This window comes from Pseudomonas sp. KCJK9058 (assembly GCF_046230975.1).
Taxonomy (GTDB): domain Bacteria; phylum Pseudomonadota; class Gammaproteobacteria; order Pseudomonadales; family Pseudomonadaceae; genus Aquipseudomonas; species Aquipseudomonas alloputida.
This window is the reverse complement of the sequence record NZ_JBJJLR010000003.1, coordinates 41760-62217: the sequence shown is the minus strand read 5'-3', so window position 1 is coordinate 62217 and position 20458 is coordinate 41760. Positions and strand designations below refer to the sequence as shown.

Sequence of the window (20458 nt, the reverse complement as noted above, 5' to 3'; positions counted from 1 at the left end):
AAAGAGGGCGTCTAGATACAAGACGAAACAGCGGGAGCGGGACAGTAAAAAAAGCCGGTATTTGGTTTGCCAGTACCGGCCTCTTCGCGGGTAAACCCGCTCCTACAGGCGCATCACTGGCTCAAGGCATGCGCAGTGCCTGTAGGAGCGGGTTTACCCGCGAAGGGGCCGGCACTGACGGAACACATCGACTAGTGGCAGCTCAGGTCAGATATCCCAAACCACATTGATACCGAAATTGCGCCCCGGCATGGTCAGGCGGTCGATGTTGGCTGGCTGGGTCACAGCCGCCTCACCCTGGCCGTCGTAGCTGCGCACCGAATCCCACTGCCAGTACTTCTTGTCGGTAAGGTTGTATAGCCCGGCGTTGATGGTGACGTCGTCGGTGACCTTGTAGTAGCCGGTCAGGTCCAGCACACCGTAGCCCGGGGTGCGGAACTTCGAGGTAGAACCGTCAGGCGAATAAAAGGTGCTGTCGTCGACACGGGTCTTGCGCTTGACCAGCGTCCAGCTCAGCAAGCCACCGTAGTTCTGCTGCTCGTAGCCCAGGCCGAATACGCCCTTGAGCGGGTTGACACTGTTCAGCGGTTGACCGGTGTCATCGTTACGACCATAGGTGTAGGCAATCGAGGTTTGGGTATAGAGACCCTGCGGTGCGCCGAAGTGGTCGAGGTTCAGGCGGCCCTTGAATTCGGCACCCTTGATGGTGGCGTGCTTGATGTTGTTGGCCTGGAAGGTCTGTTCCAGGTTGGCGCTTTGCACGGCATCTTCGTCGATGAAATCACGATACTTGTTGTAGAACACTGCCACGTCGAAGTTGCCGGCGTCGAAGTTGCCTCGTAGGCCGGTTTCGTAGCTTTTGCTCTTTTCAGGCTCAAGGTTCGGGTTGCCCTCCACGCGGTAGCCTTGGTCCAGGTTCTGGAAGCGGCCATACATGGCTTTGGCGGTCGGCGTGCGGAAGCCCTCTGCATATTGGCCGTACCAGGTGTAATTGTCGTTGAAGGCGTAGGTCAGGCCGAACTTGGGCGAGACGCGGTGCCACTTCTTGTCCGAATCGTCCTGGGAGGTAGGCGCCGTACCGCTGGACTCCAGGCCACGCAGGAATGCCTCGGTGAATTTGGGCTCCATACGGGTGTAGTCGTAGCGCGCGCCGGGCATGAAGGTCCAGTTGTTCCAGCGGATTTCATCCTGCGCGAACAGGCTGTAGGTATTCACGGTCGGGTCCGGGAAGTCGCTGACCAGAACCTGGCCGTCTGCCGGGCGTTCGGCGCCGGCGGCTGAACAACCGGATCCTACGGTCAAGCAGGTACCGGTACCGCTGCGCGAACCGGTGACCTTTTCGTGCTTGAGCGTTGTGCCGTAGGTCAGCAGGTGGTCGGTGGCGCCGATGCTGAAGGCTTTGTCCAGCTGGGCGTCGAACACCCACTGGCGGTCCTTGTAGGTGGTATCGCGGGTGCGCAGCACTTGGCGGCCAGGCGGCACGTAAACTTCCTCGGTGTGCTGGTCGGTCTTGGCAATCTGGTAGTTCAGGCTCCACTTGACGTGGTCGGCGACCAGCGAGTCCAGGCCGAACTCATGGTTAATGCCGAAGCGCTCGCGGGTGATGGTGTCGTTGCCATTACGCGCCTTGTAGTAGCCCATGCCACCAAAGCCGGGGATGAACGGCCCACCCACCGCGCTGAGGATGTTCTGGTCGCGGTCATCTTTGTAGCGCTCGTAGGTGAACCCCAGGCGCGCGTCGTCGGCGTAGTTCCAGCCCAGCTTGGCCAGCACGTTGGTGGTGCGCACGTCCATCGGGTTGGCTTCGGTGCGCGACAGGCCGTCGCCACTGTGGCTGCCGTGGGTTTCGGTCTCGTGGCCGTTGCGCTGGCTCAGGTGCAGCAGGCCGTCGAAATCACCCTGGCGGCCGGCGACGGTGGCGGAGGTCAGCCAGCTTTCGTCGGCCGAGCTGTAGCCGGTTTTCAGGCGTGCACCCACGTCTTTACCGGGCTTGATGATGTCGTCCGGGTCGAGGGTGAAGTAGCTCACCGCACCGCCGATGGCGTTGCTGCCATACAACACCGAGGCCGGGCCGCGGAGGATTTCCACACGCTTGACGATTTCCGGGTCGACGTAGTTGCGCTGGGTCTGGGCGTAAGGGCCGTAGAAGAAGCTGTCGGGGATCGACACGCCGTCGACTTGGGTGAGGATCCGCTCGCCGTCGATACCACGGATGTTGTAGCCGTTCAGCCCGCTGCGTTGGCCGGTTCCGGATACCGACACCCCCGGCTCGTAGCGCACCAGATCCTGGATATTGTTCACGTTCTGCCGGTCCAGTTGCTCACGGGTCTGCACGCTGACAGTGCTCGGCACCTGGCTGACGTCCTGTGCGCTGCGGGTGGCGCTGACGGTCACCTGCTGCAGGGCGATCACGTTGCTTGCGGTTTGGCGCTCCAGTACCACATTGCCGTTGCTGATCTTGCGAAAGCTCAGCCCGGTGCCCCGCAACAGGCGCTTGAGGGCAGCATCTGGCGGCAGAGAACCTTGTACGCCTGGCGAAGCCACGCCGTCGGCCAGCTCGGCGCTGAAGCCGACCTGCCAGCCGGTGACCTGGCTGAAGGCGTTGATCGCCGACACCAGCGGCTGCTGGCCGATGCTGAAGCGGTAGTCGCCCATGCGCGGGCTGCTGGCCTGGGCCGGCTCGGCGGCCAGCGCCGGCAGGCTGCAGGCGCCGCTGGCGAGCAGAGCAAGGGTCAACAGGGACAGTTGTCCTGTACGGCGGGGAAGGTTGGACGAGCGGGTAGGACCAGTGGACATCGGAAGCGCTCCCAGACGCGCGGGCTGTTATAGGTGATGGCTGTTCTTGCTTTAAACAAGAATCAGTTGCATTGGCTATAACGAGACGGACGGGCGAGTGCGATCGCGTAAAAATAATTCAGGGGTTAGTTCAGGATGACCAGCGCCGGGTATTCATGCAGTTGTGCCGAGGTGATGTGGGCCAGTGCGCGCAGGGTTTCCAGCGGCTGGTCGAGGCGATAGTTACCGGTGACGGCAACGTTCTTCAGTTGCGCATTGCGGTTGATGATCCAGCCCGGGTAGTAGCGTTGCACTTCGGCCAGTACCTGGCTCAACGGGCAGTTCTCGAACACCAGACGGCCGTCGATCCAGGCCAGGTCCTTGTGCATGTCGGGGCGCTGGCGCTGGCCAAAGCCCTGGGGGCCGACGCTGATGCTGTCGCCGGCAGTCAAGCGGATGCGCTGGTCACGATCCCCCTGCAGGTCGACATCACCGCGTTGCACCCGTACCTGGGCCTCGCCGTCAAGGTAGCGCACGGCAAAGTCGGTGTCGCGCACCTGTGCGCGCAACGGCCCGGCTTCAACCTCCAGCGGCAACTGAGCGCCCTCGGGGACCTGGAAGTAAGCCTCGCCCTGTAGCAGGCGGGCGACCTGGCGGCCGTCCTGGCGTTCGCTGGCAAACGCTGAATTGGTGTTGAGCAGCACTTTTGCGCCGTCTTCCAGTTGCAGGCGCTGGCGCTCGCCGACCACAGTAAGGTGGTCGGCCTGCAGGCGCATGGGCAGGTTACCGACGGTGAACAGCCCGACCAGCAGCATCGCCGCGGTGGCCAGGGGTTTCCAGTGACTGCGCAGGCGCCCGCGTAATGAGCGGCGTTGCCGCTGGTGCATGTGCGTGGCCACCTGATGCAACGGCGCACCGTTCCACAGTGCCTCAGCCTCGACATAGGCCTCGGCGTTTTCTGGCGCGGCGCTCAGCCAGGCTTCAAAGGCCTGGGTGTCCTCGGCATCTGCGCATTGCAGGCGCACCAGCCAGTCCAGCGCCTCGTCCATGGCACGAGCACGGGCAATAGGCCTGGCAGGTGACGGGCGAGGGGCGGGGCTGTCGGTCACGGTGAATCCTTGAATGGTTTTTTGCGAATGATCAAGACTAAGGCGGGGTGTGGCAAGGGCTTTGCGTTGCCGTTCGCCTGCGGTCAGCTTACTTGAGTCGTTCGGCAACACCCATGCAGATTGCCATGATCAGTTTCAGTTCCTTTTGTACCGTGCTGGGCGAAACACTCAGTTGTTCGGCGATTTCCAGATAGGTGGCGCCATGCAGGCGGCTTAGGATGAAAATGCGTTGTTGGCGCTCGCTCAGTTGATTGAGGCTGACGCTGAGGTGCTTGAGCAACTGCTCGGCGTGCGCGGCATCCTCGCTGCTGGTGGCGGGCGCGGCGACACTGTGCAGCACTTCGTCGGGCACGTCGTCGACCAGCATGCGTGCCTGCACCCGGCGTGCACGCAGGTGGTCCAACGCCAGGTTGCGCGCGGTCTGAAACACAAACGGCTCGATGTGCTCGATGGGCCGCTCGCCCAGCGCGCGGGACACCCGCAGGTAGGTTTCCTGCAGCAGGTCTTCGGCCGTGCTGGGGTTACCAACCATGCGCTGCAGGGTACGCAGCAGGGTGAGGCGCTGAACGAGGAAGACGGAATTGAACCGGGACTGACTCACGGGGGGACCTGGCCGACGAAAGGTTAATGATAATGCTTATCATCCGTGCTGCAGGTCAAGTGTGGAATTATCAGGAAAAGGTAAAGATTGTAGTCGCGGGATGCCGTGTGCTTTTTTGTGGGAGCGGCCTGCAACCTTGAGCCTGCCCCAACCATTCATCGGTCACGGTGCGTTATACCTTGGTCGACGACCACGTTTGCCACGAGGCCTGAGCAACCCTTGTGGGAGCGGCCTTGTGTCGCGATAGGGCCGCAAAGCGGCCCCAGCAATCTATGCATGATGCGGAGATCCTGGGGCCGCTGCACGGCCCTTTCGCGACGCAAGGCCGCTCCCACAGGGATCGCGCCAGCTTTTAGAAATTGAGCAGGACAGTTGCCCCCATACGGGTCGCGTCAGCCAGCCCGGTGCAGCGCCAGGCAGTTATCCAGCATCCGGTTGCTGAACCCCCACTCGTTGTCATACCAGGCCAGCACCTTGAGCATTCGCCCGGTGGCCCGGGTATGGTTGGCATCGAAGATCGACGACAGCGGGTTGTGGTTGAAATCGCAGGAAACCAATGGCAGGGCGTTGTAGCCCAATACCTTGGAATGCTTGCTGGCCTCGAGGAACAGCTGGTTGACCTGCTCGGCCGTGGCCTCGCGCTTGAGGTTGACGGTGAGGTCCACCAACGACACGTTGATGACGGGCACCCGCACCGCCATGCCGGTCAGCTTGCCGGCCAGCTCCGGCAGCACCAGGCCCACGGCCTCGGCGGCACCGGTCTTGCTCGGGATCATCGACTGGGTGGCTGAACGCGCGCGGTACGGGTCGCTGTGGTAAACGTCAGTCAGCACCTGGTCGTTGGTGTAGGCGTGAATGGTGGTCATCAGGCCTTGCTCGATGCCGAACTCCCGGTGCAGCACCTGGGCGATCGGCGCCAGGCAGTTGGTGGTGCAGGAAGCATTGGAAATGACCTGGTGCGAGGCCCGCAGGATGTCGTGGTTGACCCCGTACACCACAGTGGCATCGGCACCCTTGGCCGGAGCCGAGACAATCACCTTGCCCGCCCCGGCGGCCAGGTGCGCAGCGGCTTTGGCGCGGTCGGTGAACAGCCCGGTGCACTCGAACACCACGTCGATCGCCTCGGCCTTCCAGGGCAGTTCGGCCGGATTGCGAATGGCACTGACCGCAATACGGTCCCCGTTGACCGTCAGGCTTTCGTGGTCGGCCTCGACGGTCGCGTCGAAGGTGCCGTGGACACTGTCGTACTTGAGCAGGTGGGCGTTCATGGTGCTGTCGCCCAGGTCGTTGATGGCGACGACCTGCAGGTCCTGGCGGTAGCCTTGGGTATACAGTGCGCGCAGGACGTTGCGCCCGATTCGGCCGAATCCATTGATGGCGATGCGAAGGGTCATGGCAGTACCTCTGGCAGTTCGAGTGAAACCTGTGGCACAAAGGAGCTTCACTGAAACGGTTTTGTTGTTGGAATTACAAGATTATTCACTGGCTGATAGAAAACAAGCCTTTTTAGTGGCAGTATTTTGTTTAAATATACAACGAGTGGTTGGGCAACGTGCCTCCACCGATGCAGCGGGCTCCTAACCATGAGCCTAGGCCGCAATCGTTTGGAGGGGAAATGCCCGGTAAACCGCCCTTACAATTAGCCTGGAGTCCAGTACATGCATCCGCGCATCCTTGAGGTCACCCAGCGGCTGGTCGAACGCAGCCGCGCCACCCGCGAACGCTACCTGCAACTGATTCGCGGTGCGGCCAGTGAAGGCCCCATGCGTGCCAGCCTGCAGTGCGCCAACTTCGCCCACGGCGTGGCCGGTTGCGGCAGCGAAGACAAGCAGACTCTGCGCCTGATGAACGCGGCCAACGTGGCAATCGTCTCGGCCTACAACGACATGTTGTCTGCCCACCAGCCTTACTTGCACTTCCCCGAGCAGATCAAGCAGGCCCTGCGCGAGGTCGGCTCGGTCGGCCAGTTCGCCGGTGGCGTGCCGGCCATGTGCGACGGGGTGACCCAGGGTGAGCCGGGCATGGAGCTGGCGATTGCCAGCCGTGAAGTGATCGCGATGTCCACGGCGGTAGCGCTGTCGCACAACATGTTCGACGCAGCACTCATGCTGGGCATCTGCGACAAGATCGTCCCCGGCCTGATGATGGGCGCGCTGCGCTTTGGCCACCTGCCGACCATCTTCGTCCCGGGTGGGCCAATGGTTTCCGGCATCTCCAACAAGCAGAAGGCCGATGTGCGCCAGCGCTATGCCGAAGGCAAGGCCAGCCGCGAAGAGCTGTTGGAGTCCGAGATGAATTCCTACCACAGCCCCGGCACCTGCACCTTCTACGGCACCGCCAACACCAACCAGCTGGTGATGGAAGTGATGGGGCTGCACCTGCCGGGCGCCTCGTTCGTCAACCCGTACACGCCGCTGCGTGACGCACTCACCGCCGAGGCTGCGCAGCAGGTGACGCGCATGACCAAGGCCAGCGGCAGCTTCATGCCGCTGGGCGAAATCGTCGACGAGAAGGCGCTGGTCAATTCCATCGTCGCGCTGCACGCTACTGGCGGCTCGACCAACCACACCCTGCACATCCCGGCGATTGCCCAGGCTGCCGGTATCCAGCTGACCTGGCAGGACATGGCCGACCTCTCCGAAGTGGTGCCGACCCTGTCGCACGTGTACCCCAACGGCAAGGCCGACATCAACCACTTCCAGGCTGCCGGCGGCATGGCCTTCCTGATTCGTGAACTGCTCGATGCCGGCCTGCTGCACGAAGATGTCAACACCGTGGCCGGCCATGGCCTGCGCCGCTACACCCAGGAACCCTTCCTCGACAATGGCAAGCTGGTGTGGCGCGAAGGGCCGCAACACAGCTTGGACGAAAGCATCCTGCGCCCGGTGTCGCGACCATTCTCGGCCGAAGGCGGCCTGCGGGTGATGGAGGGCAACCTGGGCCGTGGCGTGATGAAAGTGTCTGCCGTTGCCCCCGAGCACCAGGTGGTCGAGGCCCCGGCGCGGGTGTTCCAGGACCAGCAGTCGCTGGCCGACGCGTTCAAGGCCGGTGAGCTGGAGCGTGACTTTGTCGCGGTGGTGCGCTTCCAGGGCCCGCGTTGCAATGGCATGCCGGAACTGCACAAACTCACCCCGTTCCTCGGTGTATTGCAGGACCGTGGCTACAAGGTGGCGCTGGTTACCGACGGGCGTATGTCCGGTGCCTCGGGCAAGATCCCCGCGGCCATTCACGTTTGCCCGGAGGCTTACGACGGCGGCCCGCTGGCGCGGGTGCGCGATGGTGATATCGTGCGGGTCGACGGAGTCGAAGGCACGTTGCGGATCATGGTGTCGGCCGAAGAACTGGCCAGCCGTGAGCTGCCGCCGGCCCCCCAGGGTAACGACCTGGGGTGTGGGCGCGAGCTGTTCGGCTTCATGCGCATGGCGTTCAGCCCGGCAGAGCAGGGCGCCAGTGCCTTTACCTCAGCCCTGGAGCACCTCAAATGAAGCACCTGCTGGTTGGTGATATTGGCGGCACCAATGCCCGTTTTGCGTTGTGGCGTGACAACCAGCTGCATGAAGTAAATGTTTTCGCCACCGCGGACTACACCAACCCCGAGCAGGCCATCGAGGCCTACCTGGAAAGCCAAGGTATCGCCCGTGGTGGCCTGGCGGCGGTGTGCCTGGCGGTGGCCGGCCCGGTCGATGGCGATGAATTTCGCTTCACCAACAACCACTGGCGCCTGAGTCGCACGGCATTTTGCAAGACCTTGCAGGTCGAGCGACTGTTGCTGATCAATGATTTCACCGCTATGGCGCTGGGCATGACGCGTCTGCGCGAAGGCGAGTTCCGCGAGGTGTGCCCCGGCCAGGCCGACCCCTTGAGGCCGGCACTGGTGATCGGGCCAGGTACTGGCCTGGGTGTGGGCTCGCTGCTGCGTCAGGGCGAACAGCATTGGAAGGCCCTGCCGGGTGAAGGCGGGCATGTTGACCTGCCGGTAGGCAATGCTCGCGAAGCGGCAATCCACCAGCAGATCCACAGTCAGATCGGCCATGTCAGCGCCGAGGCCGTGCTCAGTGGGGGGGGGCTGGTGCGGCTGTACCAGGCGATCTGTGCGCTGGACGGCGACACGCCCAGGCACAAGACCCCGGCGCATATCACCGACGCCGCACTGGGCGGTGAGCCACGGGCGCTGGCGGTGGTCGAGCAGTTCTGTCGTTTCCTTGGGCGAGTGGCGGGTAACAATGTGCTGACGCTGGGCGCGCGAGGCGGGGTCTATATTGTGGGCGGTGTGATTCCGCGCTTTGCCGAGCTGTTCCTGCGTAGCGGGTTCGCCGCGAGTTTTGCCGACAAGGGGTGTATGAGTGGTTATTTTACCGGGGTGCCGGTGTGGCTGGTGACGGCGGAATTTTCCGGGTTGGAGGGGGCAGGGGTAGCGTTGCAGCAGGCGTTGGATCACTGATGGGGCCGCTTTGCGGCGCCAATGGCACTACCCGACAGCAGGCAAAAAGACCTGCAATCAACAAGAGGAAGGACCACCTTGAGCACTGCCGGCAAATCGATCCTGATGGTCGACGACGACCAGGAAATCCGTGAACTGCTGCAAACCTACCTGAGCCGCTCCGGCTTCCAGGTACATGCCGAGGCTGACGGCAAGGGCTTTCGCCACGCGCTGGAAACCACGCCCTGCGACCTGGTCATTCTTGACGTCATGTTGCCCGACGAAGACGGCTTCAGCTTGTGCCGCTGGGTACGCCAGCACCCACGCCAGGCGCGCGTACCTATCATCATGCTCACCGCCAGCTCCGACGAGGCCGACCGGGTCATCGGCCTGGAGCTGGGCGCAGACGACTATCTGGGCAAGCCGTTCAGCCCCCGCGAACTGCAAGCGCGAATCAAGGCTTTGTTGCGCCGCACCGAGTTCGGCCAGGCGGCGCCGGGCAGTGCGGTGCTGGCCTTCGACGACTGGCGCCTGGACACGGTCAGTCACCGCCTGTTCCACCGTGATGGAGAGGAGGTGATCCTCTCCGGCGCCGATTTTGCCCTGCTCAAACTGTTCCTCGATCACCCGCAGCAAATCCTCGACCGCGACACCATCGGCAACGCCACCCGTGGCCGCGAACCGATGCCGCTGGACCGTATCGTCGACATGGCGGTCAGCCGTCTGCGCCAGCGCCTGCGCGATACCGACAAACCTCCCCGGCTGATCCGCACCGTGCGTGGCAGTGGCTACTTGTTGGCGGCGCATGTCTGCTGTGCGCCCTGAGCGGCGCTGGCGTCTGCTGCCGCGCTCCTTGCTGGGGCGCATGCTGCTGCTGACCTTGCTGGTTGTCCTGCTGGCCCAGGGGTTGTCCAGCATCATCTGGGTGTCCCAGCTGCGCGCCAGCCAGCTTCAGGGGCTGCGTGCCAGCGCCAGCAGCCTGGCCCATTCCATGAGTGCCAGCGTCAGTTACTTCCGCTCGCTGCCGGTGGCCTATCGGCCGCTGGTGCTCGACCAATTGCGCAGCATGGGTGGCACGCGTTTCTTCGTGTCGCTCAACGCCACGCCGCTGGACATGCAGGCACTGCCCGTCACCCCTCGCAAGCAGGCGGTGATCGATGAATTCCAGCAGGTGCTGCACGAGCGCCTGGGTTCGCAGATGGAAATTTCCGTGGAGTTTGTCGGGCCTGACGACCTGCGCATCTTCAACAGCGGCCTCAAACTCGACGAGCTGCCGCGCTCATGGGCCCATTATTCGCTGACCCTGGAGCCGTTGAAACCCCCGGTACTGGTCACGCAGATCCGCTTGGGCGAGGGCGAATGGTTGTACATCGCCTCACTGTTGCCCGAACCGTACACGGGGCTGGAAGCCGAACGCCTGCCGCGCCAGCAGATCGGCTTCATCGTGCTGACCACGGCCTTGCTGTTGCTGTTCATCGGCTTGCTGGTGCATTGGCAAAGCTGGCCACTGAAGCGCCTGGCGCGGGCCGCCCGAGAGATGTCGCTGGGTGCCGATGTGGCGCCAGTGGCTGAAGCTGGCGGCAGCGAAGTGGTCGAGGTGAGCCGGGCATTCAACAGCATGCGCGAGCGTATCAGCCGTTACCTGACCGAACGCAGCCAGCTGTTCAGCGCCATTTCCCACGACCTGCGCACGCCGATCACGCGCCTGCGCCTGCGCGTCGAACTGCTGGAAGACGAGCGATTGCAGGCCAAGTTCAGCCAGGACCTGGACGAGCTGGAGTTGCTGGTCAAAGGCGCCTTGCAGTGCGTGAAGGACACCGACATCCACGAAAACATCGAGCCGGTCGACCTTAACCAGGTGCTGGAGATTCTGGCCGAGCCTTACCTGGGCGATGGTCGCATCACCGTCGAGGGCCAGGCGTTGGCGCCTTACCCGGGCAAGCCGCTGGCGTTGCGTCGTTGCATCGGCAACCTGATCGATAACGCCATCAAATACGGCGAGCGGGCGCGGCTGCGCATCATCGACGGTACAGAGGGCTTTGTGTTGCAAGTGGACGACCAGGGGCCCGGGGTGCCGCAACAGCAGCTGGAACAGGTGTTCGAGCCGCATTTCCGGCTGTCCGGGCAGCAGCAGGGGTATGGGCTGGGGTTGGGCATTGCGCGCAACATCGCCCATAGCCATGGGGGCGAGGTGAGCTTGCTGAACCTGCGTGAGGGCGGGCTGCGGGTGACCCTGTATCTGCCGCGGGGTATGGATTGAGTTTTTGGGGTGCCTGTGCGGGCCTCTTCGCGGGTGAACCCGCTCCTGCGACGCAAACCTGACGCGATCGTTGTAGGCGCGGGTTCACCCGCGAAGAGGCCCGCACAGGCACCCAAAATGTCACTGCCCGGTGACAATCCCGTCGTCCTTCGTGACATCCGCCATGACCCCGCTGGCTAGAATTCGCAAACGACTGGCAAGGATCAAGCTGGCCCATGATTTCCCTCAACCTGTCCGCTCACAGCTGGCTCAATGCCCCGGCCCACACCGCCTGGCGCCTGGCCGAAGCGCAGCGCCTGCTGGCATTCGCCAAAGCCGCGAAACTGCCCGACGGCTTTGGTAACCTGGATGCCAAAGGCCAGCTCACGCCCAGCGCCTGCGCCGAAACCATGAATACCGCGCGAATGACCCACTGCTTCGCCCTGGCCCATCTGCAGGGCATTCCCGGCAGCCTGGCCTATGCCGAACACGGTGTGGCTGCCCTGCGTGGGGCCATGCAGGACGCCAGCTACGGTGGCTGGTTCGCCCATCCCGGCGGCCAGGAAGACAGCGGCAAGGCCGCCTACCTGCATGCCTTCGTCGCCCTTGCCGCCAGCTCTGCAGTGGTGGCCGGTGCAGCCGATGCCCAGCTGTTGCTGGCCGATGCAACCGAGGTGATCGAAACGCACTTCTGGAGCGAAGCCAAGGGTGCCCTTCGAGAGACCTTCTCTCGCGCATGGCAACTGCCTGAGCCATACCGTGGCGCCAACAGCAACATGCACGCGACCGAGGCATTCCTGGCCCTGGCCGATGCCACCGGCAACAACCTTTGGCTGCAACGCGCGTTGCGCATTGCTGAGCGCATTATCCATACCCATGCCGCCGCCAACGGTTATCGGGTCATCGAACATTTCGACGCCCATTGGCAGCCGCTGCCGGATTACAACCGCGAGCACCCCGCTGACCACTTCCGGCCCTATGGCACTACGCCCGGGCATGCCATGGAATGGGCACGGCTACTGTTGCACCTGGAAGCCAGCCTGCAACGGGCCGGGTTGCTCGCCCCGCAGTGGCTTCCAGACAGTGCCTGCAGATTGTTCGATGCCGCCTGCCAGCATGCCTGGAACGTCGATGGCGCTGCAGGTTTCGTCTACACCCTGGACTGGGCCAATCGCCCGGTGGTGCATGCACGCCTGCACTGGGTGCACGCCGAAGCTTGTGCCGCCGCAGCAGCCTTGTTGCAGCGCACCGGCGAAGCCCAGTACGAGCAGTGGTACCGCAACTGCTGGGGCTTTATCGCCAACCATTTCATCGACCCTGTCGCTGGCAGCTGGCACCACGAACTCGATGCCCGCAACCGGCCAGCGGGGACTCTCTGGCCGGGCAAGCCCGACCTCTACCACGCCTACCAGGCGCTGCTGCTGCCAGGCTTGCCGCTGGCACCCAGCCTGGCCAGCAACCTGGCCAGCTCCAGCTATGTAACCAGATGATGACATTAACGCATCGCTTCGTTACCTGACGAGGCGGGCACGCTGTTTAGACTTCATGCTACGCAAGCGATCGACTTGCACGGCATAACAACAAGAAAGGTGCTCCGATGAATTCCACGCTCCGTCTCGCTGCCGCAATCTCTCTGGCTTCTTTACTTCCTTTGGGGGCTTCGGCTGCCGAATCCAAAGGCAGTGTCGAGGTCGTGCACTGGTGGACCTCTGGCGGTGAAAAGGCGGCGGTCGATGTGCTCAAGGCGCAGGTCGAGAAAGACGGCTTCACCTGGAAGGACGGCGCTGTTGCCGGTGGTGGTGGTGCCACGGCCATGACCGTACTGAAAAGCCGCGCCGTCGCAGGCAACCCGCCCGGTGTCGCGCAGATCAAAGGCCCCGACATCCAGGACTGGGCGGCCACCGGCTTGCTCGACGCCGATGTGCTCAAGGATGTGGCCAAGGCCGAAAAGTGGGACTCGCTGCTCGACAAGAAAGTGGCCGACACCGTGAAGTACGACGGTGACTACGTTGCCGTACCGGTGAACATCCACCGCATCAACTGGTTGTGGATCAACCCCGAGGTGTTCAAAAAAGCCGGCATCGACAAGGCGCCTACCACCCTCGACGAATTCTACGCCGCCGCCGACAAGCTCAAGGCGGCCGGCTTCATCCCGCTGGCTCATGGTGGCCAGCCGTGGCAGGACAGCACCGTGTTCGAAAGCGTGGTGCTGGCGGTGATGGGCGCCGACGGCTACAAGAAGGCCATGGTCGACCTCGACAGCGCAACGCTGACCGGGCCGCAGATGGTCAAGGCGCTGACCGAGCTGAAGAAGGTCGCCACCTACATGGACCCGGACGGCAAGGGCCAGGACTGGAACCTGGAAGCCGCCAAGGTCATCAACGGCAAGGCCGGCATGCAGATCATGGGCGACTGGGCCAAGAGCGAATGGACCCTGGCGAAGAAAACCGCCGGCAAGGATTACCAGTGCGTGCCGTTCCCCGGTACCGACAAGGCCTTCCTGTACAACATCGACTCGCTGGTGGTGTTCAAACAGAACAACGCCGGCACCTCTGCCGGGCAGCAGGACATCGCGCGCAAAGTGCTGGGGGAGGACTTCCAGAAGGTCTTCAGCACCAACAAAGGGTCGATCCCGGTGCGTAACGACATGCTCGCCGACATGGGCAAGCACGGTTTCGATGCCTGCGCGCAAACCTCCGCCAAGGACTTCCTTGCCGATGCCAAGACCGGCGGCCTGCAGCCGAGCATGGCGCACAACATGGCCACCACGCTGGCTGTGCAGGGTGCGTTCTTCGATGTGGTGACCAACTACATCAACGACCCCAAGGCCGACCCGGCCGATGCGGCGAAGAAGCTGGCGGCGGCGATCAAGGCTGCCCAGTAACGGCTGTTCGCGGGCACGCCCGCTCCCAGATGGGCCCTGCTCACCCCTGTTCCTGGTCATGACGCCGGACCTGTGGGAGCGGGCTTGCCCGCGAAGCGGTGCGTAGCACCGCCACTACCTCGGGATCCAAGACATGACTACGACCACCGCCCAACTGCGGGCCTCACCCCTGGACGCGCTTCAGCGCTGGCTGCCCAAGCTGGTGCTGGCACCCAGCATGTTCATCGTCCTGGTGGGCTTCTACGGCTACATCCTCTGGACCTTCGTGCTGTCCTTCACCACCTCGACCTTTCTGCCTACCTACAAGTGGGCGGGCCTTGCGCAATACGCCCGTCTGTTCGACAACGACCGCTGGTGGGTGGCGAGCAAGAACCTGCTTCTGTTTGGCGGCCTGTTCATCGCCATCAGCCTGGCCATCGGTGTGTTGCTGGCAGTGTTGCTCGACCAGCGCATCCGTCGCGAGGGCTTCATCCGCACTATCTACCTGTACCCCATGGCACTGTCGATGATCGTCACCGGCACGGCCTGGAAGTGGCTGCTCAACCCCGGCATGGGCCTGGACAAGCTGCTGCGCGACTGGGGCTGGGAGGGTTTTCGCCTGGACTGGCTGATCGATCCCGACCGGGTGGTGTATTGCCTGGTGATCGCGGCCGTGTGGCAGGCTTCGGGCTTCATCATGGCCATGTTCCTTGCCGGCTTGCGTGGCGTTGACCCGTCGATCATCCGCGCTGCGCAGATGGATGGTGCCAGCCTGCCGCGTATCTACTGGACCGTGGTGCTGCCCAGCCTGCGCCCGGTGTTCTTCAGCGCGCTGATGATCCTCTCGCACATTGCCATCAAGAGCTTCGACCTGGTGGCGGCAATGACGGCTGGCGGCCCGGGTTACTCCTCCGACCTGCCGGCAATGTTCATGTACTCGTTCACCTTCAGCCGCGGCCAGATGGGCATGGGCTCGGCCAGCGCCATCCTGATGCTCGGGGCAATCCTGGCGATCCTCGTGCCTTACCTGTACTCGGAGCTGCGGAGCAAACGCCATGCATAGTCCTGTCGACAAGCCGGTGCTCAGCCTCAGCCGCATGGCCATCCATGCCGTGTTGCTGATCGCCGTGCTGCTGTATCTGGTACCGCTGGTGGTGATGCTGCTGACCAGCTTCAAGACCCCCGAAGACATCAGCACCGGCAACCTGCTGAGCTGGCCTGCAGTGATTACCGGCATAGGCTGGGTCAAGGCCTGGGGAGCGGTCAGCGGTTACTTCTGGAACTCGATCATGATCACCGTGCCCGCGGTGCTGATCTCCACCGCGATTGGTGCACTGAACGGCTATGTGCTGTCAATGTGGCGCTTCCGAGGTTCGCAACTGTTCTTCGGCCTGCTGCTGTTCGGCTGTTTCCTGCCGTTCCAGACTGTGCTGCTGCCGGCCTCGTTCACCCTCGGCAAGCTTGGCCTGGCCAGCACCACCGGTGGCCTGGTGCTGGTGCATGTGGTCTACGGCTTGGCCTTCACCACGCTGTTCTTCCGCAACTTCTACGTGAGCATCCCCGACGCATTGGTCAAGGCCGCACGGTTGGACGGCGCCGGGTTCTTCACCATCTTCCGCCGCATCATCCTGCCGATGTCCACGCCGATCATCATGGTCTGCCTGATCTGGCAGTTCACCCAGATCTGGAACGACTTCCTGTTCGGCGTGGTGTTTTCCAGCGGCGACTCGCAACCGATTACCGTAGCCCTGAACAATCTGGTCAATACCAGTACCGGGGCCAAGGAATACAACGTCGACATGGCGGCAGCGATGATCGCTGGCCTGCCAACCCTGCTGGTCTACGTGGTGGCAGGCAAATATTTCGTGCGCGGGCTGACGGCCGGCGCGGTCAAGGGGTAAGCCATGGCAACGCTCGAACTTCGCAATGTGAACAAGACCTACGGCAGCGGCCTGCCGGATACCCTCAAGGACATCCAGCTGTCGATCAAGGACGGCGAGTTCCTGATCCTGGTGGGCCCGTCGGGCTGCGGCAAGTCGACCCTGATGAACTGTATCGCCGGCCTGGAGCAGATCACCGGCGGCGCCATCCTCATCGACGAGCAGGACGTCAGTGGCATGAGCCCCAAGGACCGCGATATCGCCATGGTGTTCCAGTCCTATGCGCTATACCCCACCATGAGCGTGCGCGAGAACATCGAATTCGGCCTGAAGATCCGCAAGCTGCCCCAGGCCGCCATCGATGAGGAAGTGGCGCGGGTGGCCAAGTTGCTGCAGATCGAACACTTGCTGGCGCGCAAGCCGGCGCAGCTGTCCGGCGGCCAGCAGCAGCGCGTGGCCATGGGACGGGCACTGGCGCGGCGACCCAAGATCTACCTGTTCGATGAACCCCTGTCCAACCTCGATGCCAAGCTGCGGGTCGAAATGCGCACCGAAATGAAGTTGATGCACCAGCGCCTGAAGACCACCACGGTGTACGTCACCCATGACCAGATCGAGGCCATGACCCTGGGCGACAAGGTGGCGGTGATGAAGGACGGCATCATCCAGCAGTTCGGCACCCCGCAGCAGATCTACAACGACCCGGCCAACCAGTTCGTGGCCAGCTTCATCGGTTCGCCACCAATGAACTTCATTCCGGTGCGTCTGGCCAGGCAGGACGGCCGCTTGCTGGCGTTGCTCGACAGCGGCCAGGCGCGCTGCGAGCTGCCCCTGGGGGGGGCTACTGACGCGCTTGAGGGGCGCGAGATCATCCTCGGCATCCGCCCTGAGCAGATTGCCCTGGGCGCTGCTGACGGCAATGGTTTGCCGGCTATCCGCGCCGAGGTGCAGGTCACAGAGCCCACCGGGCCGGACCTGCTGGTGTTCGTCACGCTCAACCAGACCAAGGTGTGCTGCCGCCTGGCGCCAGATGTGGCGTGCCGGGTGGGTGACACCCTCAACCTGCAATTCGACCCGGCCCGGGTGCTGCTGTTCGACGCTGCCAATGGCGAGCGCCTGCACCTGGCCGGCACTGGCGCAACCGCAAAGGACAACGTGGCTCACTTCAAAGGCCGTTGAATCGTCTACACCATCAATAAGAAAAAGAGGACGCAAAGGGATGGAACAGCGCAAACGCATCAAGACACTGGGATCGCTGGCCCTGCTTGCAATTGTAGGTAGCAGCGGTACACAGGCTGCCGAGGCTTTTTCCAGCGAATCCAAATGGATGACCGGCGACTGGGGCGGCACCCGGACCGAGCTGCTGGACAAGGGCTATGACTTCACCCTCGATTATGTGGGCGAGGTGGCTGGCAACCTGCATGGCGGCTACAACGACGACAAGACCGCACGCTACAGCGACCAGTTCGCCCTCGGCGCGCATCTGGACTTGCAGAAGATACTGGGCTGGCATGATGCCGAGTTCAAGCTGGCAATCACCGAGCGAAGCGGTCGCAACCTGTCCAACGACCGCATCAGCGACCCGCGCGCCGGGCAGTTCAGCTCGGTGCAGGAGGTGTGGGGCCGTGGCCAGACCTGGCGCCTGACCCAGATGTGGATCAAGCAGAAGTACTTCGACGGCGCGCTTGACGTGAAATTTGGCCGTTTTGGCGAGGGGGAGGACTTCAACAGCTTCCCTTGCGACTTCCAGAACCTGGCCTTCTGCGGCTCGCAGGTGGGCAACTGGGTGGGCGGTATCTGGTACAACTGGCCGGTCAGCCAGTGGGCGCTGCGGGTGAAGTACAACATCACCCCGGCGTTCTTCGTGCAGGTCGGGGCCTTCGAGCAGAACCCCTCCAACCTGGAAACCGGCAACGGCTTCAAGCTGAGCGGTAGCGGTACCAAGGGTGCGATCCTGCCGGTGGAAGCGGTGTGGTCGCCCAAGGTCAATGGTCTGCCGGGCGAGTACCGCCTGGGTTACTACTACAGCACGGCCAAGGCTGACGATGTGTACGACGACGTCAACGGCAACCCGCAGGCGCTGACCGGTGAGGCCTTCAAGTCGCATTCCAGCAAGCACGGATGGTGGGTGGTGGCGCAGCAGCAGGTCACTGCCCATGGCGGCGACGTCAACCGGGGCCTCAGCCTGTTCGCCAACTTCACCGTGCACGACAAGGCCACCAACGTGGTCGACAACTACCAGCAGGTGGGGCTGGTCTACAAAGGCGCTTTCGACGCTCGGCCCAAGGATGATATCGGCTTCGGCGTGGCGCGAATTCATGTGAATGACGACGTGAAGAAGCGCGCCGAACTGCTCAACGCACAGAGCGGCATCAACGATTACGACAACCCTGGTTTCGTACCGCTGCAGCGTACCGAATACAACGCAGAGCTCTACTACGGCTTCCACGTCACCAACTGGCTGACCGTGAGGTCCAACCTGCAGTACATCAAGAGCCCTGGCGGGGTGGACGAGGTGGATAACGCGCTGGTCGCTGGCTTGAAGATTCAGTCGTCATTCTGAGGCAACTTGTTGTAAATTTACGCCAATCCATTTTCGGTTCCCGGCACCCACTGGTCTGCAGTGGGTGTTGGGGATAGGCCGAGACAGCGCTATCTCAAACAACAAGAGCTCTGAACCATGCCCGAACATCCGCTCCATCGCTTCTTCTCCTCGCAGCGGCCCCGGCCGACATTCGAGTGGGAGCGTTATCAGCAGCGCGATGTCCTGATCATCGATCACCCCCGTTGCCAGGCGGTGTTCAGCCGCCAGGGCGCGCAGTTGTTGCACTTTCAACCAGCGGGTGAACGGCCGTGGCTGTGGTGCGCCGAACAGTGGCCGCAGGTTGGGGCGATCCGGGGTGGTGTGCCGGTGTGCTGGCCCTGGTATGGCCGTCATCCCAGCGAAGACCTGTGGCCGGCCCACGGTTGGGCGCGGCTGCTGGACTGGAAGCTGGTGGACAGCCGTGAGGACGAGGATGGCGTGACCCTGAAATGGCGACTGGACCTGTGCGATTGGCAGGTCGACCTGCACGCCCGGCTGGGTAGCCGCATGGAACTGAGCCTGAGCACCGAGCATCAGGACAGCGAACCCTGCCAGTTGAGCCATGCACTGCTGGCGTACTGGCGCATCAGTGACGTGTCCGAGATAGCGCTGTCTGGGTTGGAAGATATTGAGGGCTACGACCGCCTCAACCGTCAGGCTTGCCGTGAAGATGGCGCGCTGAAGCTCAAGGGCGGCTGCCAGAAGGTCTACCCCGGTACGCCACGGGTGCAATTGCAGGACCCGGCCTGGCAGCGCGAGCTGTGCATCGATACCGGTGACAGCGACGACACCGTGGTCTGGCACCCTGGCAATCGCCCGCTGATGGGGGTGACTGGCCGCGAGTCGCAGCGTTTTGTCTGCGTCGAGGCGACCAGCGGCAGTGGTGAAGGCCTGAGCCTGGCGCCTGGGCAGCGTGCGCACCTGCGTTTGCAGGCGCACCGGCTCAGTTGAGTTCGTCGTCCTCGATCGGGTAGCGGCTGGCGTTGAGGCTTTCCTTGATCTTGCGCAGGTGGGGCTGGAAGTCCACGCCGCGGCGCAGGGTCATGCCGGTGGCCAGTACATCGAGCACGGTCAGCTGGATGATCCGCGAGGTCATCGGCATGTAGATGTCGGTATCTTCCGGCAGTGGGATGTGCAGGCTCAGGCTGCAGGCATTGGCCAGTGGCGAGCCCGCGGCGGTCAGGCCTAGCACCGAAGCGCCGTTTTCACGTGCCAGGCGCGCCACTTCGACCAGTTCGCGGGTGCGCCCGGTGTAGGAAATGATCACGAACAGGTCGCCGGTGTGGGCGACCGAGGCCAGCATGCGCTGCATCAGCACATCGGCGTGGGCCGACACGGCCAGGTTGAAGCGGAAGAACTTGTGCTGCGCATCCAGGGCCACCGGGGCCGAGGCACCGAGGCCGAAGAAGTGGATCTGCCGGGCCTGGATCATCATGTCCACAGCGCGGCTGACCTGTTGCGGGTCCAGTTGCTGGCAGGCGCTGTCAAGCGAGGCGATGGCGCTGGCGAAGATCTTCTGGGTATAGGCGGCCGGATCATCGTCGGCCTCCACTGCGCGGCTGACATACGCAGCACCACTGGCCAGGCTCTGCGCCAGTTGCAGCTTGAGCTCGGGGTAGCCGCTGACGCCGAACGAGCGGCAGAAGCGGTTGACGGTCGGTTCGCTGACCTTGGCCGCCTGGGCCAGCGCAGCGATGCTGAAACGGGTGGCTTGTTGCGGGTTGAGCAGGATGACTTCGGCGACTTTGCGTTCGGCCTTGTTCAGCTCGTCGAGGCGGCCCTGGATCTGTTCCAGGAGGTTTCGCACGCGGTCCATGGGTGTGTCCTTGGGTCGGGAAGACAGCCGGCTGTGGGAGCAGCAGGCTTTTTGCACGGTCGTCTATCGTACTGTCGGTGCGGTTGGCGTACCACTTGTCTGTAACACTTGTGTGTAATGTTGTGGTTTTTACTACATTATCCCTTGAAAACCGTGTGTGAAAGCGGTATT

The 20458-nt window shown here is 63.1% G+C and carries 16 protein-coding genes; 11 read left to right on the top strand and 5 right to left on the bottom strand.

Annotation, left to right across the window (positions count from 1 at the left end; genetic code table 11):
* Positions 1 to 207 precede the first annotated feature (207 nt).
* The 4 genes from ACK59Z_RS03310 to gap form a co-directional block, all read right to left on the bottom strand.
* Positions 208 to 2796, bottom strand: coding sequence for a TonB-dependent receptor (locus ACK59Z_RS03310; RefSeq protein WP_012051345.1), 2589 nt, complete (start codon positions 2794 to 2796; stop codon positions 208 to 210).
* A 125-nt stretch (positions 2797 to 2921) separates the two neighbouring features.
* Positions 2922 to 3884, bottom strand: a complete 963-nt coding sequence (locus tag ACK59Z_RS03305; RefSeq protein ID WP_108190466.1) for a FecR domain-containing protein — start codon at positions 3882 to 3884, stop codon at positions 2922 to 2924.
* A gap of 88 nt (positions 3885 to 3972) precedes the next feature.
* A complete protein-coding gene (locus ACK59Z_RS03300) occupies positions 3973 to 4485 on the bottom strand; it encodes an RNA polymerase sigma factor (protein ID WP_003255059.1) in 513 nt (170 codons plus the stop codon).
* Between the two features lie 392 nt (positions 4486 to 4877).
* Positions 4878 to 5879: a type I glyceraldehyde-3-phosphate dehydrogenase gene (gene gap / locus ACK59Z_RS03295; protein WP_108191523.1), complete on the bottom strand. Its 1002-nt coding sequence runs from the start codon at positions 5877 to 5879 to the stop codon at positions 4878 to 4880.
* 264 nt (positions 5880 to 6143) lie between these two features.
* Between gap and edd the strand changes: the two genes are divergently transcribed.
* The 11 genes from edd (at position 6144) to ACK59Z_RS03240 (ending at position 19422) form a co-directional block, all read left to right on the top strand.
* A complete protein-coding gene (edd, locus tag ACK59Z_RS03290) occupies positions 6144 to 7970 on the top strand; it encodes a phosphogluconate dehydratase (protein WP_003255057.1) in 1827 nt (608 codons plus the stop codon).
* Positions 7967 to 8926: a glucokinase gene (locus ACK59Z_RS03285; RefSeq protein ID WP_108191522.1), complete on the top strand. Its 960-nt coding sequence runs from the start codon at positions 7967 to 7969 to the stop codon at positions 8924 to 8926. The genes edd and ACK59Z_RS03285 overlap by 4 nt, the downstream gene beginning before the upstream one ends.
* A 78-nt stretch (positions 8927 to 9004) precedes the next feature.
* Complete coding sequence (gltR, locus tag ACK59Z_RS03280) at positions 9005 to 9730, top strand: two-component system response regulator GltR (RefSeq protein WP_108191521.1); 726 nt, start codon at positions 9005 to 9007, stop codon at positions 9728 to 9730.
* The gene (locus ACK59Z_RS03275) at positions 9711 to 11165 is read left to right on the top strand and encodes an ATP-binding protein (protein WP_409292402.1); all 1455 of its coding nucleotides are present in this window, start codon (positions 9711 to 9713) and stop codon (positions 11163 to 11165) included. Before gltR ends, ACK59Z_RS03275 begins: the two co-directional genes overlap by 20 nt.
* 215 nt (positions 11166 to 11380) lie before the next feature.
* Positions 11381 to 12634, top strand: coding sequence for an AGE family epimerase/isomerase (locus ACK59Z_RS03270; protein ID WP_409292400.1), 1254 nt, complete (start codon positions 11381 to 11383; stop codon positions 12632 to 12634).
* Between the two features lie 107 nt (positions 12635 to 12741).
* Positions 12742 to 14028 carry an ABC transporter substrate-binding protein gene (locus ACK59Z_RS03265; RefSeq protein ID WP_003255052.1) on the top strand — a complete coding sequence of 429 codons (1287 nt, stop codon included), beginning with the start codon at positions 12742 to 12744 and terminating at the stop codon, positions 14026 to 14028.
* Between the two features lie 133 nt (positions 14029 to 14161).
* Positions 14162 to 15070: a carbohydrate ABC transporter permease gene (locus ACK59Z_RS03260; protein ID WP_003255050.1), complete on the top strand. Its 909-nt coding sequence runs from the start codon at positions 14162 to 14164 to the stop codon at positions 15068 to 15070.
* Positions 15063 to 15908: a carbohydrate ABC transporter permease gene (locus ACK59Z_RS03255; RefSeq protein ID WP_003255048.1), complete on the top strand. Its 846-nt coding sequence runs from the start codon at positions 15063 to 15065 to the stop codon at positions 15906 to 15908. The genes ACK59Z_RS03260 and ACK59Z_RS03255 overlap by 8 nt, the downstream gene beginning before the upstream one ends.
* A gap of 3 nt (positions 15909 to 15911) precedes the next feature.
* Positions 15912 to 17066, top strand: coding sequence for an ABC transporter ATP-binding protein (locus ACK59Z_RS03250; RefSeq protein WP_409292397.1), 1155 nt, complete (start codon positions 15912 to 15914; stop codon positions 17064 to 17066).
* Between the two features lie 40 nt (positions 17067 to 17106).
* Complete coding sequence (locus ACK59Z_RS03245; protein WP_409292396.1) at positions 17107 to 18450, top strand: carbohydrate porin; 1344 nt, start codon at positions 17107 to 17109, stop codon at positions 18448 to 18450.
* A gap of 117 nt (positions 18451 to 18567) precedes the next feature.
* Positions 18568 to 19422, top strand: coding sequence for a D-hexose-6-phosphate mutarotase (locus tag ACK59Z_RS03240; RefSeq protein WP_409292395.1), 855 nt, complete (start codon positions 18568 to 18570; stop codon positions 19420 to 19422).
* Here ACK59Z_RS03240 and hexR read toward each other — a convergent pair.
* Positions 19415 to 20278 carry a DNA-binding transcriptional regulator HexR gene (gene hexR / locus ACK59Z_RS03235; protein WP_169774905.1) on the bottom strand — a complete coding sequence of 288 codons (864 nt, stop codon included), beginning with the start codon at positions 20276 to 20278 and terminating at the stop codon, positions 19415 to 19417. The genes ACK59Z_RS03240 and hexR overlap by 8 nt on opposite strands.
* Positions 20279 to 20458 lie beyond the last annotated feature (180 nt).